Source organism: Paenibacillus sp. WG02 (assembly GCF_055396115.1).
In genome coordinates, this window is record NZ_AP036016.1 from 3,974,616 (window position 1) to 3,991,124 (window position 16,509).

The window sequence follows — 16,509 nt, forward strand, 5'->3', positions numbered from 1 at the left end:
CACATTTTTGTTAGACTGAGTAAGTATAATTTGGGAATAGGACTTTAGGTGCTACAATTCGAGGAGGAACCTTGGTGATCAAATATCGCTTACATAATGGCTTGAGAGTCGTCATGGAACAAATTCCTACATTTCGATCGGTAACGTTCGGGATTTGGGTGAAGACGGGCTCGCGTAATGAGTCTCATGAGAATAACGGCATTTCGCATTTTATTGAACATATGTTGTTCAAGGGGACAGAGCGCCATTCAGCCAAAGATATCGCGGAGATATTTGATGGAATCGGAGGAAATGTGAATGCATTCACCTCCAAAGAGTATACATGCTACTATGCGAAGGTTCTTGATGATCATTTGCCTCTTGCCATGGATATGCTTTCGGACATGTTTTTCCATTCTGCATTTGATGAGAGCGAGTTAGAAAAAGAGAAGAATGTGATATATGAAGAAATCTCTATGTATGAAGATACACCGGACGATTTGGTTCATGATTTATTGGCCAAAGCTTCTTATGGCTCACATCCGCTAGGATATACGATCCTTGGAACCCAGGACAATTTATCGAAAATGAAATCTGAAGATCTGCGTAACTATATGAAGCAATACTATAATACGGAAAATACGGTTCTTAGCATTGCAGGCAATATTGATGATAGTGTGCGCGAGCTTATTGAGAAGCATTTCGGTGAATTCGCTCAAACAGGCGTGGAAACCAGTTATGATGCACCGGACTTCCTTGGAGAATTGATTTTTCATGCGAAAAAAACGGAACAAAATCACATTTGTCTTTCGCTGCCAGGTCTCTCCCTTCAAGAAGAGAATCTATATCCGATGGTTCTGCTCAATAATGCCATTGGCGGTGGAATGAGTTCTAGATTGTTCCAGGAGATTCGTGAGAAACGCGGCCTTGCCTATTCCGTTTATTCCTACCATTCCTCGCATATTGACAGCGGCATGTTCACGATTTATACAGGCACAGCACCGAAACAAACGGAAGAAGTGCTCAAAGTGACAATGGAGCTGCTGCATGATATTGCCGTGAAAGGCATGACGGATTCTGAACTCAAGAAAGGCAAGGAGCAGTTGAAAGGCAGCTTGATCCTTAGTTTGGAGAGCACTAGCAGCCGTATGAACCGATTCGGGAAAAATGAGCTGATGACAGGAAAGCACTACAGTCTCGACGAGATGATCGAACGAATTGAAAGCGTTCAGATGGAGGATATTCGTCAGTTAACGAAAACGCTATTCCGGGCTCCTTTTGCTCTGTCCATGGTGGGGAATTCGGATGATGTCATTAACGGTTTCAGGAGGGATCAGCTTGTCTCTCAATAACTTTGATGTCCAAATAAAACGGGTATCCGGACAGGAGGATATTCTTCTGCCTCAGAAAATGTCCGCTGCTGCCAGCGGCTTCGATCTACATGCCGCAGTGAGCGAGCCGATAGTGCTAGGTCCGGGTGAGCGTAAACTCATCCCGACAGGCTTTGCACTCAGTATGCCGCCTGAGCTTGAAGCTCAGATCAGACCGCGGAGCGGGCTCGCTTATAAGCATGGCATCACAACTCTGAATTCACCGGGTACGATCGATGCTGACTACCGCGGGGAAGTGAAAGTGCTGCTAATTAACCATGGGCAGGAGCCGTTCACCATTCAACGGAATGAGCGAATTGCGCAGATGGTTTTCCAGCTTGTGCCGCAGATCCGGCTCAATGAGGTTTCGGAATTAACGGAGACGGAGCGAGGATCAGGCGGTTTCGGTCATACAGGACGGTAAATAGATCTACTAATTATGTAAGCATAAATGCAATAGCCCCTTCCAATGGAAGGGGTTCTTTTTGTTTTCCATGGAACTGAGCACGGAAAGTCACCCATCCTTAGGCGAACGCATACTATAACGTATCGAAACGGACCGAGAAAGGGGTGTAAGCGAGAATGCTCACTGGAATTTCGGTTGCTATTATGGGTGGAGACGCCCGGCAACTTGAAGTAATTCAGAAATTTATTGAACTTGATGCTACGGTGACATTATTCGGCTTTGATAATTTAGGGAGGCAATTTAGCGGTGTTTCAAATGCTAAACTCGATCCCATGCTGCTTCAAACCGTTGATGTACTTATTTTGCCAGTTGTAGGTACGGATGATTCAGGACAAGTGGAATCTATATTCTCGAGTGAAGAAATGAGACTGACGGACGATCTTATGTCTTCACTGCCAAAGCATGCCAAAGTGTATACAGGAATGGCCAAAAGCTTTCTGAAAAAGCTTTGTGCTGCAAATGGGATTGAGGTTGTGGAGTTATTCGAGCGTGATGATATTGCGATTTATAACTCCATACCGACAGCCGAGGGTGCGCTAATGATGGCGATCCAGAACACCGATATTACCATCCATGGTTCCGTTAGTATGGTTTTAGGTTTTGGTCGTACAGGGTTTACAATGGCCAAAACTTTGCAAGGATTAGGGGCAACCGTGAAGGTTGGCGTGAGGAAACCGGAGCATTTTGCGAGGGCGTGGGAGATGGGTTTTCAGCCTTTTTATACAAAGGATCTGTACCCGGAAGTGGGGAATATTGACTTGCTTTTTAACACAATTCCGACTATGATAGTCACAGCGCAAGTTATTACTAATATCCCACATCGCGCGCTCATCATCGATTTGGCTTCCAAACCCGGCGGAACGGACTTCCGATTTGCCGAGAAAAGAGGCATCAAAGCGATGCTAGCGCCCGGTTTACCTGGCATCGTCGCCCCCAAAACAGCTGGCCGCATCATGGCAAACACACTTAGTCAGTCTGATCGAGGAAGACTTCAAAGACAGGAGCGATGTGGAATGAATTGGCAAGGGAAAACAGTCGGTTATGCTTTAACGGGTTCTCACTGTACATTAGAAGAAGTCATGCCGCAGATTAAGAGATTTGTAGATGCAGGTGCACGTGTCATCCCGATTGTATCGAATACAGTCATGACCACCGACACTCGTTTTGGCAATGCTGTAGATTGGCAGCAACAGATCAGGGATATAACTGGGAACGAAATTATATCTACGATTGTAGCCGCTGAGCCGCTAGGTCCATCCAAGCTGCTTGATGTGATGGTTATTGCACCATGCACAGGGAACACGACTAGTAAGCTAGCAAACGCAATGACAGAGAGTCCAGTACTTATGGCTGCAAAAGCGCAAATGAGAAATTTGCGACCGCTAGTTTTAGCGATTTCAACCAATGATGGGCTGGGTTTGAACGCGATGAATATCGCTAAACTTCTCATTACCAAGAACATTTATTTTGTGCCCTATGGTCAAGATGCACCTGGAGCGAAGCCAAATTCGTTGGTAGCTCGGATGGACTTGATTATGGAAGCCTGTGAAGTTGCTCTTGAAGGTAAGCAATTGCAGCCCATGATTATTGAGAGATTTCAATACTAATTCATATATAACATCTTGAAGGGGAGAGTCCAGCTCATGTCTAACCAGAAACTTTTTAACGTTGCAGTCGTAGGCGCTACAGGCGCAGTAGGAGAACAAATAATCCGTCTATTGGAAGAACGGAATTTCCCCATCAAGGAATTGAAATTACTTTCTTCCGCTCGTTCTGCGGGCGTAAAGCTTACTTTCAAAGGTGAAGAAGTAACTGTTCAAGAAGCGACACCTGAAAGTTTTCAAGGAGTTGATATTGCTTTATTTAGTGCTGGAGGCGATGTTACGAAGGCATTAGCTCCTCACGCAGTTAAGGCAGGTACGATTTGTATCGATAATACGAGTGCATACCGCATGGATCCTGAAACACCACTTGTGGTTCCAGAGGTAAACGTCGAGAAAATTAACGAACACAAAGGTATTATTGCAAATCCGAATTGTTCCACGATCCAAATGGTAGCTACACTTAAGCCTTTATATGATCGTTATGGTATTTCCCGTATCATCGTTTCTACGTACCAAGCTGTTTCTGGAGCAGGTGCTAAAGCGATAAACGAAATGTTGAGACAATCCAAAGAAGTGCTTGAAGGAAATGATGCGAATCCGGATATTTTGCCGGTTGGTTCGTTGCCAGTGAAACATCAAATCGCCTTTAATGCAATTCCGCAAATTGATAAATTCCTCGATAACGGTTTTACGAATGAAGAAATGAAAATGATTCTTGAAACGAAAAAAATTATGGGCGATGAGTCCATTGAAGTTACAGCTACATGTGTTCGTATTCCGGTTGTTTATGGTCATTCCGAGTCTGTCTATGTTGAATTGAAAGAAGATTTCGACGTAGAAGAAGTGAAGACGTTACTTGCTAATGCCCCTGGTATTGTACTTGTTGACAATCCGGCTGAGCAGCAATATCCACTTGCAACAGATGCAGCGGGTAAGCTGGAAACTTTCGTTGGTCGTGTACGCCGTGATTTGAGCAATCCGAAAGCGCTAAATATGTGGATTGTTTCTGACAATTTGCTAAAAGGCGCTGCATGGAATGCTGTACAAATTGCTGAATATATTGCTATAGAACAATAATCAGCAAGTAGGACTGCGTTAATCATCATGCAGTGAATATGGGGGAAACTCATGCGAATCCTTGTACAAAAATTTGGAGGCACTTCGCTTTCCACCGCTCATGCTAGAGAACATGTTATTGGACACATTCAAGATGCACTTATCAATCATTATAAATTAGTTGTTGTTGTATCCGCGATGGGAAGAAAAGGGGAACCCTATGCGACTGACACGCTCTTAGACCTCGTTCGAAAGAACGGGGAAGGGCTGCCAGCGCGGGAACTCGATATGCTAATGGGCTGCGGAGAGTTAATTTCTGCGGTACATTTGTGCAGCTTATTACAAGCAACAGGTATTAAGTCTACAGTTTTGACAGGTGGGCAAGCTGGTATTCTTACGAATGATGTTCACGGAAATGCGCAGATTGTAGCTATGCAGCCTAATCGGATCCTTGAATTGCTCGAGCAGGACATGGTAGTCATTGTAACCGGATTTCAAGGTAAAACAAGTCAAGACGAATTAACCACACTAGGACGCGGGGGTAGTGATACATCGGCAACCGCTCTTGGTGCTGCCCTTAAAGCTGAAATTGTAGATATTTTCACAGATGTGAACGGGATATTGACAGCGGATCCACGAATCGTTGAGGATGCTAAACCGTTAGTTCGCGTAAGCTTCGCTGAAATCTGCAATATGGCTCATAATGGTGCAAAGGTTATACATCCACGCGCGGTAGAAGTAGCCATGCAGGCTAACATTCCGATTCGCGTGCGATCTACATTTTCCAAAGAAGAAGGAACGTTGGTTACAGCTTCAGACAGTATCCCTACAGATATGAGCCAAGTGAAGGATCGCTTCGTTACTGGAATTGCCCATTTTACGAACATTACTCAAATTCATGTTGCTGCGGTTGAAGGTCAATTCGATCTTCAGCTTCGTGTATTTAAAACGATGGCGCTGCATCAAATTAGTGTTGATTTTATAAATGTCAATCCATCTGGTGTCGTTTATACGGTGTTCGATCATGAAGCGGAACGTGCTGTAAAACTGCTTATAGATCAAGGTTATGATCCTAAGGCTGTAAGTGGATGTGCGAAAGTTTCGGTGATCGGCGGCGGTATGAATGGAGTTCCAGGTATTATGGCACATATTGTTGAGGCATTAACAGTAGAGGACATACGTATCCTTCAATCAGCCGATTCAAACACAACGATTTGGGTACTTGTTCATGGTGTTGATATGATTAAATCGGTGAGGGCACTACATCATAAGTTCAATTTAAATAAATGAAATTGTGAGATAGAGGAGGTATAACTTTTGGATTTTGGAAGAGTAATTACAGCTATGGTCACTCCTTTTGACGAGAACTTACAAGTGAACTGGGAGCAAGTGGAACCATTAATTAACTATTTAATTGAAGAGCAACAGTCAGATAGCCTTGTTATTTGTGGTACGACAGGCGAAGCGCCAACTTTAACAGACGATGAGAAGCTGAAGCTTATTGAACTATCCGTACGTTATGCCGGTGGGCGTTGTAAGATTATTGCAGGCACAGGAAGTAATGACACTGCGCACACCATTCATTTTTCCCAAAAAGTTGAGAAACTTGGAGTCGATGCGTTACTGATCGTAGCTCCTTATTATAATCGCCCTTCCCAAGAAGGGTTGTACCAGCATTTTAAAGCAGTAGCTGAGTCTGTCCAGGTATCGATTATGCTTTATAATGTACCGGGACGCACAGGTGTGAATTTGGATGCGGAGACAACCATTCGTCTATCCCAGATTCCAAATATTGTAGCTACCAAAGATTGCGCTAACACGGATCAATTGACACGTATACTTAATGATGCAGCTCCTAATTTCCTTGTTTATAGCGGGGATGACAGCAGTGCGCTGCCTGCTCTAGCGGTAGGATGTCAGGGAATTATCAGTGTTGCAAGTCATGTGATTGGAAAAGAAATGCAATCTATGATAAAGTATTATTTAGAAGGTAACATTCAGCAAGCGGCAGAACTTCATCGTAAGCTTCATCCTGTTTTTACTGGCATTTTCCGTGTACCGAGTCCTGCTCCAATTAAGCATGCTCTTGCACTGAAAGGCATTCAAACTGGAGGCGTAAGACTTCCGTTAGTTCGTGTATCCGAGCAAGAAGGACAATTCATCCAATCACTTTTTGTATGATAACGCCTAATGAATCGGTGCTTCCGGCATCGGTTTTCTTTTTTTGGGGAATCTAATGTAATCGGTATTAACTTGTTTTTGTTGTTTTTTTTCATGTATAATGGTTGCAAGTGACTAGTTCGGTTTTTTCATTTAAAATTCGTCGTCCAATCTAAGAAGGAGGTATATTCTTGTCCAAAAAAAATATTGATAAACTTTTGATCTTCGCTCTTGGCGGCGTGGGCGAAATCGGAAAAAATATGTATTGCGTTCAGTATGCGAACGATATCATCGTCATTGATAGTGGTTTGAAATTTCCAGAGGAGGACATGCTTGGAATTGACATCGTCATTCCAGATATTGGATACCTAACGGAGAATCGGGATAAAGTACGCGGCATTATCATCACTCACGGCCACGAAGACCATATTGGCGGTTTACCTTATGTGCTTAAGCATCTTAACGTTCCACTTTATGCAACTAAGCTTACAATGGGACTTATCGAAGCAAAGCTTAAGGAAGCAAATTTACTCGGTACTACGAACAGGATCCTCATTAATTCGGAATCCGTTCTTTCCTTAGGTGTTCTTACAGCATCTTTCTTCAAAACCAATCATAGTATTCCTGATTCTGTGGGTGTCGCTTTAGATACACCAGAAGGTGTTGTTGTTCATACAGGAGACTTTAAGTTCGATCAAACTCCTGTAAATGATCAATATGCAGACTTGCATCGTATGGCAGAGATTGGGAAGAAAGGCGTACTTGCCTTGCTTTCCGACAGCACAAATGCAGAACGCCCTGGTTACACAGGCTCTGAGCGCAGTGTTGGGGTTGAAATTGAAGAAGTGTTCCGTAAAGCTAAGCAAAGAGTTGTTATTGCGACATTTGCATCCAACATTCACCGTGTTCAACAGGTGTTTGATGCAGCCGCAGCAACAAATCGCAAAGTAACCGTAATCGGTCGCAGTATGGTTAACGTGGTTTCGATTGCTAGCGAGTTAGGGTACTTGCACATTCCGGATGGCATGCTGATTGAGCCGGAGGAAGTTAACAAGCTTGCCGCTGATCGCGTTGTCATTCTCTCCACAGGAAGCCAAGGAGAGCCAATGTCTGCTCTTACGAGAATGGCACGTTCAACTCATCGTAAAATCGATATTTTACCTGGTGATACGGTTATTATTGCGGCAACTCCAATTCCGGGGAATGAGCGTTATGTAGGCCGTACCGTAGATGAGTTATTCCGTATTGGCGCTAATGTGATTTACGGTCCAGGTTCAGTTACTGGCGTACACGTATCAGGTCACGGTAGTCAAGAAGAATTGAAATTAATGCTCAATCTTATGAAGCCTAAGTACTTTATTCCGATTCATGGCGAATACCGCATGCTGCGTCAACATGGCATCCTTGCCGAGTCTGTCGGCATTCCTAAAGAAGATATTTTTATGTGCGATATCGGTGACACGGTAGAAATTCAAAATGGTGTTGCTCGCAAAGGATCTAAAGTTCAAAGCGGCAACATTCTGATTGATGGACTGGGTGTTGGAGATGTAGGCAACATTGTGTTGCGTGACCGTAAATTACTGTCTCAGGACGGGATCCTTGTGGTCGTAGTTACTCTCAGCAAACAAGATGGCAAAATTTTATCTGGACCAGATATTATTTCTCGCGGATTCGTTTATGTACGTGAATCCGAGGGTCTCTTGGAAGAAGCCAATCGTATCGTAACGAATACATTAATGAAATTAATGAATGAAAATGTAAATGAGTGGGCATCTTTAAAAACAAACGTGAAAGATGTTCTCGGACGCTTTTTATATGAACAAACCAGAAGAAGACCAATGATCCTTCCTATTATCATGGAAGTCTAGTCTCGAACAAGTCACTTGAACCTATGCAAATAGTAAAGCTCTCTCCATCACTGGAGGGAGCTTTTTTTATGTGCGCCACGCATGGCGATTAACTAGGTGGTGAAAGTCCACTGTGGGGGTTTGTAGTTACCAACCACTAGCCAAGAGCAAGGGTGTCCATCGTAAGGTGGAATCTGAAGGAAGCTGGAGGCAAAATTCCGACCCAAGGAACACGAACATTATCAGGCATAAGGTATGGGATGAGTTTGCATAACAAAACGAAGTCCAATAACTACACGGACATACCAATGTAAATGATGTGGGTACATGGAAGGAAAGTGAATCGTCTTACCGTGGGAGATCTCATGGACGTGAGAAGATCATTTCGAATCACGGTTGAAATAAGATTTATCATGAGAAGTCAGCAGAGGCCATAGTACCTGATGTAGTCGACGACATGAGGGAAGGGCTGAACCTTAGGAGGTGTTAGTCAATGAAAGTTACCAATACAGGAATAAAGGGCAGCCAACTTCGAGGAGAAGGCTCCAAGCAGAAAGATAATGCGGAACATGAAGGATATGCGGGAGTGCACAATCCTGAGAGGATAACTGAAACAGGCAACACCAACGCAACCGAGTCGAAGAAGGGACTACTTGAGGAAATCGTGAGCAGAGACAACATGAACCAAGCGTTCAAAAAGGTCAAAGCGAATAAAGGCTCTCATGGTATCGACGGGATGAAAGTAGATGAACTTCTGCAATATCTCAAAGAGAACGGAGAGAACATCAGGCAGTCCATTCTGGACGGAAACTATCGTCCGAATGCCGTTCGAAGGGTAGAAATACCGAAAGAGAACGGAAAGAAAAGAAATCTAGGAATCCCGACCGTCGTGGACCGAGTTATCCAGCAGGCAATTGCCCAAATACTTACACCCATCTACGAGAAGCAGTTCTCAGAGAACAGTTTCGGATTCCGCCCCAAGCGGAGCGCACACGATGCCATCAGGAGAAGCCAAAATAACATAGAGGAAGGATACAAATATGTAGTCGACATGGACCTAGAGAAATACTTTGACACGGTTAACCAAAATAAGCTCATCGAAGTGCTATCGAGAACCATCAAAGACGGGCGAGTCATTTCGCTCATACATAAGTATCTGAGAGCTGGCGTCATCGTGAAACATCGCTTTGAGGAATCCGAAGTTGGCGTACCGCAGGGCGGAAACTTAAGTCCAATACTGAGCAACATCATGCTAAACGAGCTGGATAAGGAGTTGGAAAGCCGCGATCATAAGTTTGTGCGATACGCGGACGACCTTCTCATCTTTTGCAAAAGTAGAAGGAGCGCCGAGCGGACACTAGAGAACATTCTTCCTTTCATCGAGAAGAAGTTATTTCTCAAAGTGAATCGGGAGAAAACGGTAGTGGACGAGGCGACGAGAGTCAAATTTCTTGGATTCTCATTCTATCCGCGAAATGGAGAAACAAGGGTCAGAATTCACACGAAATCCATTGCAAAGATGAAAGCTAAAATAAAGGAACTTACATCCAGAAGTAATGGAGTAGGAAATGAAGATCGTGTGGAGAAACTTAGACGCTACATAATGGGATGGGTCAACTATTTCAAAATAGCCGACATGAAGAAACTGCTCCAAACAACGGACGAATGGATGAGAAGGCGAATCCGCATGATCTACTGGAAACAATGGAAACGAGTGAAGACAAAGTTCGCAATGTTGCAATCACTCGGAATCCAGAAACAGAAAGCATGGGAGTACGCCAACACAAGAAAGAGCTATTGGAGAACCTCCAATAGCCCAATCCTCAACAAATCCCTCGGAAATAACACGATCAAAGGACTCGGATTCTTATTCTTTTCAGATTATTATCGACAAGTCACTGCGTAAACTTAGGAACCGCCGTATACCGAACGGTACGTACGGTGGTGTGGGAGGTCGGCTATTCAATTAATGGATAGCCTCCTACCCGATTTTAGTTCGATGGGCAAATGCATGAAAGAACGCAAATTTATTCATACTATGGGAGATTAGGAATCGTAAATGCAAAGCTTGCTAGCATGATGCAGATAAAGCTTACAAAGCTGTTTTTGCAAAAGCAAAACACGAAGGGGGATTTTTCAGTGGCAGAACCCACAGGACCGAAACAACAAGAACCGGAGACAGAAGAAAGTAAAAAAAATGCAGTCCTTGAAAACATTCAACAGTTAGGTCAAACAAATACGCTTTCTGGCGAATCTAATATTTTCTGCCTCACGATTATTGGTCAAGTGGAAGGGCATATCGTTCTCCCTCCCCAGAATAAAACGACCAAATATGAGCACATCATTCCGCAGTTAGTCGCCGCCGAGCAGAATCCTAAGATTGAAGGCGTTATGATTATTTTAAACACGGTAGGGGGAGATGTGGAAGCGGGGCTAGCTATCGCGGAAATGGTTGCAACTTTATCGAAGCCTACTATTGCTTTGGTATTAGGTGGCGGGCACAGCATAGGTGTTCCAATCGCAGTATCCGCGAACTACTCCATTATTGCCGAAACGGCAACGATGACGATTCACCCCATTCGATTAAACGGCTTAATTATTGGAGTCCCACAAACATTTGAATATTTGGATAAAATGCAGGAACGTGTTGTGCGGTTTGTTACGAAGCACTCTAATGTAACCGAAGAAAAGTTTAAAGAGTTAATGTTTAAGACCGGTGAGTTAACAAGGGATATTGGGACAACGGTCATTGGTATTGATGCTGTTAAATATGGCTTGATTGATCAAGTAGGCGGTATCGGGGATGCCATTCGCGAGCTTAATCAGCGTATAGAAATTAAGAAATCAGCGGCGAACGGAGGCATCGTACAATGATACATTACTCCGTTATTCCTATGGATGTAATTTTTGAAGGAATGGATACGTATGAACCCAAATATATCGAGATTGATCAGGGTGGAGTCAAAATGCAAATTGAACCGATAAGTGGCTTTCAGGCACGAATTGTCAGGCTGTTCAGCTGTAATCCTCAGGACTATTTGAATAATCAATATGCCCCTGGAACTATTATTTCATATAGTCCTGTAGTTGAGGCAACTTTAACGTTCTAGCGTGCTCTTCCTGTATCATCCCCCAAGTCAAATATGGTATAATGTGGACTTGGGGGTGGCAAGCGTGGCGAAACGCAAGAAAAAAGGTAAGGCACTAAAAACTAGCTTGTTATTCGAGTTATATGGTATTCTCATTCTAATTTTCTCTGTCATTGCACTCGCTCATCAGGGGCATGTCGGGAATTCGTTGATTTACCTTTTTCGATTTTTTGTGGGAACGTGGTATTCACTTATACCGCTGATTTTCATATATGTGGCTTTGTATGCGATGATTAAGAGAGCATGGCCACAGATGGTTACGCCCAAGAAAGCAGGCATATTGCTGTTCATTCTTGGACTGCTAATAAAAAATCACATAGATTTGTTCGCTCAATTATATCCTGATGGCGGTTTCACGTCTGGTAAAGTCATTGGATCAACATGGAATGCTATGTTAGATGGTCTGAAACCAACAGAAGCAGGTAAAGCGGCACTTGAACATGGTATTGGCGGCGGTATGATTGGCGCTATGCTGTACAGTATCCTTTACTTTCTGTTCGATTATTTGGGCGCGAGATTAATCCAATATGCGCTGTTTGTTATGGGTTTTATTCTGGCAACAGGCATTTCTTACGTAGACGTTGGCAATATCGTGAAAGGTCGATTTAGTAATGTTGGCCAAAATTTTAAAGATAGAATGAAAGAGTGGCTGCAGGATCGCGAAACACGTCAGCCCCAAACAGCCTCAGCTGGTACTACTGCAACTAAGGCGAAAAAATCCTCTTACGTTCCTGTTGATGATGAATTCGATGAGGAAGTTTTCCAGCCTGTTAAAAGGGCGAAGAAAACTCCACTTTTTATGGAGCTTCTTCGTCCTAATAAGGAAAGTCGGAAAAAAGCAGCAGTCGAGAATCATTTAAATACAGATGAAATAGACGATATAGATGCAGCAGGTGAAACTGAACAAGTTCTTTATAAGTCAAGTGCGAAGCAAGCTGTTGAAGCAGATTCACCACCCGCAGATCAACCGATCACACCTATTATTCGTGATTTTCAAGAGCAGGTATTTCAAGAAGCTCAACAGGCAGTCAAACATCCTACAGCTTCCTCTACAGCTCCGGTTTCTAAAGCACAGGGAGCAGGGACAGTTGATACGGAGGATGAGCCAGTTACGCTAGAATTTCAGGAGAATGTGCCGATTGTGCAAACACGGCCATATGAAATGCCCTCACTTGATTTATTAGCAAAGCCTGCAGTTGGCAAAGGCAGTGAGATGGCGGACTATAAAGCGAATGCAAGGAAGCTCGAAGCCACGTTGGAGAGCTTTGGGGTTCGGGCCAAAGTTCTGGAGGTCGTCAGAGGTCCAGCCGTGACACGCTATGAGATACAGCCCGACGTAGGTGTGAAGGTCAGCCGAATCGTTTCCTTGACCGATGATATCGCGTTGGCGCTTGCCGCCAAGGATATTCGGATGGAAGCACCGATTCCTGGTAAAGCAGCGATCGGCATTGAGGTGCCGAATCTAGAGGTTTCGATCGTGACCATGCGTGAAGTCATGGAAACATCCGCTTTTCAAGAATCCAGCTCGCGGCTGTCTGTTGTGCTCGGGCGTGATATTTCTGGGCAACCAATCGTCGGAAATCTGGCAAGAATGCCTCACTTACTCGTAGCTGGAGCCACCGGTTCAGGTAAATCCGTGTGTATTAATGGGATTATTACGAGCATTTTGTACAAAGCCAAGCCAAATGAAGTGAAGTTTCTTATGATCGATCCAAAGATGGTGGAATTGAATGTCTATAATGGGATTCCACATCTACTGGCACCTGTTGTAACGGATCCTCGACGAGCTTCATTAGCACTTAAGAAAGTCGTCGTTGAGATGGAAAAGCGTTATGAATTATTCTCGAAAAGCGGAACACGAAATATTGAAGGCTACAACGCCATGTTGACAGAAAGCGGTACGGCAGTTCCTCTGCCATATTACGTAGTTATTGTGGACGAGTTAGCCGATTTAATGATGGTTGCTGCTAATGATGTGGAAGATTCTATTACCCGCCTTGCTCAAATGGCCCGCGCCGCGGGTATTCATTTGATTATTGCTACACAACGACCATCCGTTGATGTTATTACGGGCGTGATTAAAGCGAATATTCCTTCACGAATTGCGTTCGGTGTTTCGTCTCAAGTGGATTCAAGGACCATTCTAGATATGGTCGGAGCCGAGAAGCTGTTAGGTCGAGGCGATATGCTTTATTTGCCAGTAGGTGCGTCCAAACCTGTTCGTATCCAAGGAGCCTTTTTATCTGACCAAGAGGTTGAGCATGTGGTTGGCTTTGTACGCACTCAGGAACAGGCGATTTATCAAGAGGAACTGGTCCCGCATGTTGAAGAAATGCCGGATCAGCAAAATGAATTTGAAGACGAGCTGTACGACCAGGCTGTTCAAATTGTTTTGGAAGCCAAGCAAGCCTCTGTTTCCCTGCTGCAGCGACGTATGAGAGTCGGTTACACACGTGCGGCAAGACTTGTTGACTCAATGGAAGCCAAAGGGGTTGTCGGCCCTTACGAAGGCAGTAAGCCTCGAGAAGTGCTGATGTCGATTGAACAATATCATCATAATCGGATCAGTTCCTAGCTTACATAAACGATTGTACAAGCACTCTCCTAAGGAGAGTGTTTTTTTTTGCATAAACAGAGTGTCGCTTTCTCATAATAAGCAAGAAAAGGCTGTAATTTGAAAAGTGAGGTTGAGAAGGGGAATGAATAAACGATTAATTGTACTTACATTTTGTATTGTTTTCGTACTAGTTGTCGCTTTTCAGTTGAAAGGAAAGTTCAATCCACCTGCTGAAGAAACGTTTAGTAAAAATGAAGTGCGTTATGGAGCCACAGGACCTGACGTTAACGAGCTGCAAGGCAGATTGAAGTTCATTGGCTTCTATAACGGCAGTATAGACGGAGACTATGGGTATAAGACTTTAACGGCAGTGAAGCGATTCCAAGGTGAATTTGGGATGAAAGTAGATGGTATTGTAGGTCCCAAGACCAAGCTTAAACTGTGGGAAGCTACGAAGAATTGGAAGCCTACTGCTCCATCCACTGGAGGACAAAGCGGTGGAGGCAACAATAATGCAGGCAATGATAGTGCAACTTCAAATCAAAAGCCAGCTAATTTGGTGCCTTCTAATAACCTGGGCTTATCTGAGCAGGATATTAATCTGATGGCGAATGCTGTGCATGGTGAGGCTCGGGGAGAACCTTATATTGGACAAGTAGCCGTAGCAGCTGTAATTTTGAATCGGGTGAAGTCAGCTAGCTTTCCTAATACGGTTTCTGGTGTTATTTTTCAGCCTGGTGCATTCACAGCCGTAGCAGATGGTCAAATTTGGCTAACACCAAACGAATCGACGAAAAAAGCCGTAAGAGATGCGCTGAGTGGATGGGATCCTACGGGCGGTTGTATTTATTATTTCAACCCGGCAACAGCGACCTCCAAATGGATTTGGAGCAGGCCTCAAGTGAAAAATATAGGGAAGCATATTTTCTGTAAATAATTTAGACATGGACAAGGAGAAGGAGCCAGCTTTGGTTGCTTCTCCTCTTCGTATAGGAATATAATGGATCTATATCACGGACAAAGAAGGGAGACCGACCTTTGAAGCATATACAATTTGAGCGCACTACATGGAATCATATACGATTACATGTGCTGCCGACAGATCGGTTTAAAACGTTTGCCATCTCGGTGTACATAGGCCGTCCTCTAGAAGAAGAAACGGTCACTAGTACCGCATTAACACCATTTGTACTGCGTAGAGGTACTCAATTACGCCCAGAAACGAAGCAATTTCGAGAATATTTAGATGATTTATATGGTGCAGGATTTGGTTTTGATATTTACAAGCGGGGCGATTACCAAATTGTTCAGTTACGCATGGATATCATCAATGACAGATTCGTGAAATCAGCGCAATCTTTGTTAAAGCAGGGACTCGAATTCGTTGGGGAAACTTTGACAAAGCCAGCGCTGGAAGAAGGACATTTTCGAAACAAATATGTCGATGCTGAGAAGCAGACTCTCCAGAAGCGCATAGAATCAGTCATTAACGATAAAATTCGTTATGCAGCTGAACGATGTATTGAAGAAATGTGCAGCGATGATCCTTATCGGCTTCACCCTTTGGGTAAAATAGATGATTTGGACCCTATCAATGCCGAACAACTTTACGAACAATATAAAAACTGGCTTCAAACAGCACCAATGGATATTTATGTTGTCGGAAATACGACGCTTACTGAAGTAGAAGGAATTGTAAAGCAGGCATTCTCCATTGAACGTAAGGAGGATGTCGGCTATGTCACATCTGCCCCGCGGGGAGCGACAGGTGATGTGAAGACAATCGTTGAGCGTCTGGATGTTAATCAAGGGAAACTGAACATGGGACTGCGTACAAATATTTCGTATCGAGATGATCTGTACCCAGTTGCTCTTATGTATAATGGTGTTCTCGGAGGCTATCCTCACTCCAAATTATTTACGAATGTTCGTGAGAAAGCGAGTCTGGCCTATTATGCCTCGTCTCGGTTTGATGGTCACAAGGGCATTCTGACCATTCAATCGGGGATTGAAATGGCGAATTATGAAAAAGCGGTTGATATCATTCGAAAGCAGCTTACTGCCATGGAACAAGGCGAGATCAGTGATACTGAATGGAATCAAACCCGAGCCATGATTGCCAATCAACTGCGCGAAATTCAGGATTCCGCATTTGAATTAATTTCTTTTGACTTTAATGCCATTTTATCTGGAAAAGAACGTACGGTTTCAAGCTTGATTGAATCGGTGGAGCAGGTAGATGTAGCGGCTATTGCTGAGGCTGCCAAGCGTGTTCAACTGGATACGATATACTTTTTGCGGGACCAGAAGGGAGAGTAGAA

At 43.8% G+C, this 16,509-nt stretch carries 13 protein-coding genes and 1 pseudogene; all 14 read left to right on the top strand.

The window, feature by feature from the left end:
- Positions 1 to 74: 74 nt before the first annotated feature.
- The 14 genes and pseudogenes from ACBP55_RS17740 (at position 75) to yfmF (ending at position 16,507) form a co-directional block, all read left to right on the top strand.
- Positions 75 to 1,331, top strand: coding sequence for a M16 family metallopeptidase (locus ACBP55_RS17740; protein WP_464652983.1), 1,257 nt, complete (start codon positions 75 to 77; stop codon positions 1,329 to 1,331).
- Positions 1,318 to 1,773: a dUTP diphosphatase gene (gene dut, locus ACBP55_RS17745; protein ID WP_464652984.1), complete on the top strand. Its 456-nt coding sequence runs from the start codon at positions 1,318 to 1,320 to the stop codon at positions 1,771 to 1,773. The genes ACBP55_RS17740 and dut overlap by 14 nt, the downstream gene beginning before the upstream one ends.
- 158 nt (positions 1,774 to 1,931) lie before the next feature.
- Positions 1,932 to 2,832 (top strand): annotated as a pseudogene (gene dpsA / locus ACBP55_RS17750) (dipicolinate synthase subunit DpsA).
- The gene (locus ACBP55_RS17755) at positions 2,829 to 3,422 is read left to right on the top strand and encodes a dipicolinate synthase subunit B (protein ID WP_464652986.1); all 594 of its coding nucleotides are present in this window, start codon (positions 2,829 to 2,831) and stop codon (positions 3,420 to 3,422) included. Before dpsA ends, ACBP55_RS17755 begins: the two are co-directional and overlap by 4 nt.
- A 36-nt stretch (positions 3,423 to 3,458) precedes the next feature.
- On the top strand, positions 3,459 to 4,496 hold the full coding sequence (locus ACBP55_RS17760; RefSeq protein ID WP_464652987.1) for an aspartate-semialdehyde dehydrogenase: 1,038 nt from the start codon (positions 3,459 to 3,461) through the stop codon (positions 4,494 to 4,496).
- Between the two features lie 51 nt (positions 4,497 to 4,547).
- Positions 4,548 to 5,765, top strand: coding sequence for an aspartate kinase (gene dapG, locus ACBP55_RS17765; protein ID WP_464652988.1), 1,218 nt, complete (start codon positions 4,548 to 4,550; stop codon positions 5,763 to 5,765).
- A gap of 27 nt (positions 5,766 to 5,792) precedes the next feature.
- A complete protein-coding gene (dapA, locus tag ACBP55_RS17770) occupies positions 5,793 to 6,656 on the top strand; it encodes a 4-hydroxy-tetrahydrodipicolinate synthase (protein ID WP_464652989.1) in 864 nt (287 codons plus the stop codon).
- 170 nt (positions 6,657 to 6,826) lie between these two features.
- Positions 6,827 to 8,503: a ribonuclease J gene (locus tag ACBP55_RS17775; RefSeq protein ID WP_464652991.1), complete on the top strand. Its 1,677-nt coding sequence runs from the start codon at positions 6,827 to 6,829 to the stop codon at positions 8,501 to 8,503.
- A gap of 472 nt (positions 8,504 to 8,975) precedes the next feature.
- On the top strand, positions 8,976 to 10,388 hold the full coding sequence (gene ltrA, locus ACBP55_RS17780; RefSeq protein ID WP_464652992.1) for a group II intron reverse transcriptase/maturase: 1,413 nt from the start codon (positions 8,976 to 8,978) through the stop codon (positions 10,386 to 10,388).
- Positions 10,389 to 10,621: 233 nt separating this feature from the next.
- Entirely contained in the window at positions 10,622 to 11,356 is a 735-nt protein-coding gene (locus ACBP55_RS17785) for a ClpP family protease (RefSeq protein ID WP_029195263.1), read from the top strand.
- Entirely contained in the window at positions 11,353 to 11,592 is a 240-nt protein-coding gene (locus ACBP55_RS17790) for a YlzJ-like family protein (protein ID WP_464652993.1), read from the top strand. The genes ACBP55_RS17785 and ACBP55_RS17790 overlap by 4 nt, the downstream gene beginning before the upstream one ends.
- A 64-nt stretch (positions 11,593 to 11,656) precedes the next feature.
- Entirely contained in the window at positions 11,657 to 14,206 is a 2,550-nt protein-coding gene (locus ACBP55_RS17795) for a DNA translocase FtsK (protein WP_464652994.1), read from the top strand.
- A 124-nt stretch (positions 14,207 to 14,330) separates the two neighbouring features.
- Positions 14,331 to 15,125: a spore cortex-lytic enzyme gene (gene sleB, locus ACBP55_RS17800; protein ID WP_029195266.1), complete on the top strand. Its 795-nt coding sequence runs from the start codon at positions 14,331 to 14,333 to the stop codon at positions 15,123 to 15,125.
- 101 nt (positions 15,126 to 15,226) lie between these two features.
- Positions 15,227 to 16,507 (top strand): EF-P 5-aminopentanol modification-associated protein YfmF, encoded by a 1,281-nt coding sequence (gene yfmF, locus ACBP55_RS17805; RefSeq protein ID WP_464652995.1) that lies wholly within the window; start codon positions 15,227 to 15,229, stop codon positions 16,505 to 16,507.
- The last annotated feature ends 2 nt before the right edge of the window (positions 16,508 to 16,509 follow it).

Bases quoted from the DNA above. Each gene is read 5' to 3' on its own strand.
- ACBP55_RS17790 (WP_464652993.1), top strand. From the start codon at position 11,353: ATGATACATTACTCCGTTATTCCTATGGATGTAATTTTTGAAGGAATG.
- dapG (WP_464652988.1), top strand. From the start codon at position 4,548: ATGCGAATCCTTGTACAAAAATTTGGAGGCACTTCGCTTTCCACCGCT.
- ltrA (WP_464652992.1), top strand. From the start codon at position 8,976: ATGAAAGTTACCAATACAGGAATAAAGGGCAGCCAACTTCGAGGAGAA.
- sleB (WP_029195266.1), top strand. From the start codon at position 14,331: ATGAATAAACGATTAATTGTACTTACATTTTGTATTGTTTTCGTACTA.
- ACBP55_RS17760 (WP_464652987.1), top strand. From the start codon at position 3,459: ATGTCTAACCAGAAACTTTTTAACGTTGCAGTCGTAGGCGCTACAGGC.
- ACBP55_RS17755 (WP_464652986.1), top strand. From the start codon at position 2,829: ATGAATTGGCAAGGGAAAACAGTCGGTTATGCTTTAACGGGTTCTCAC.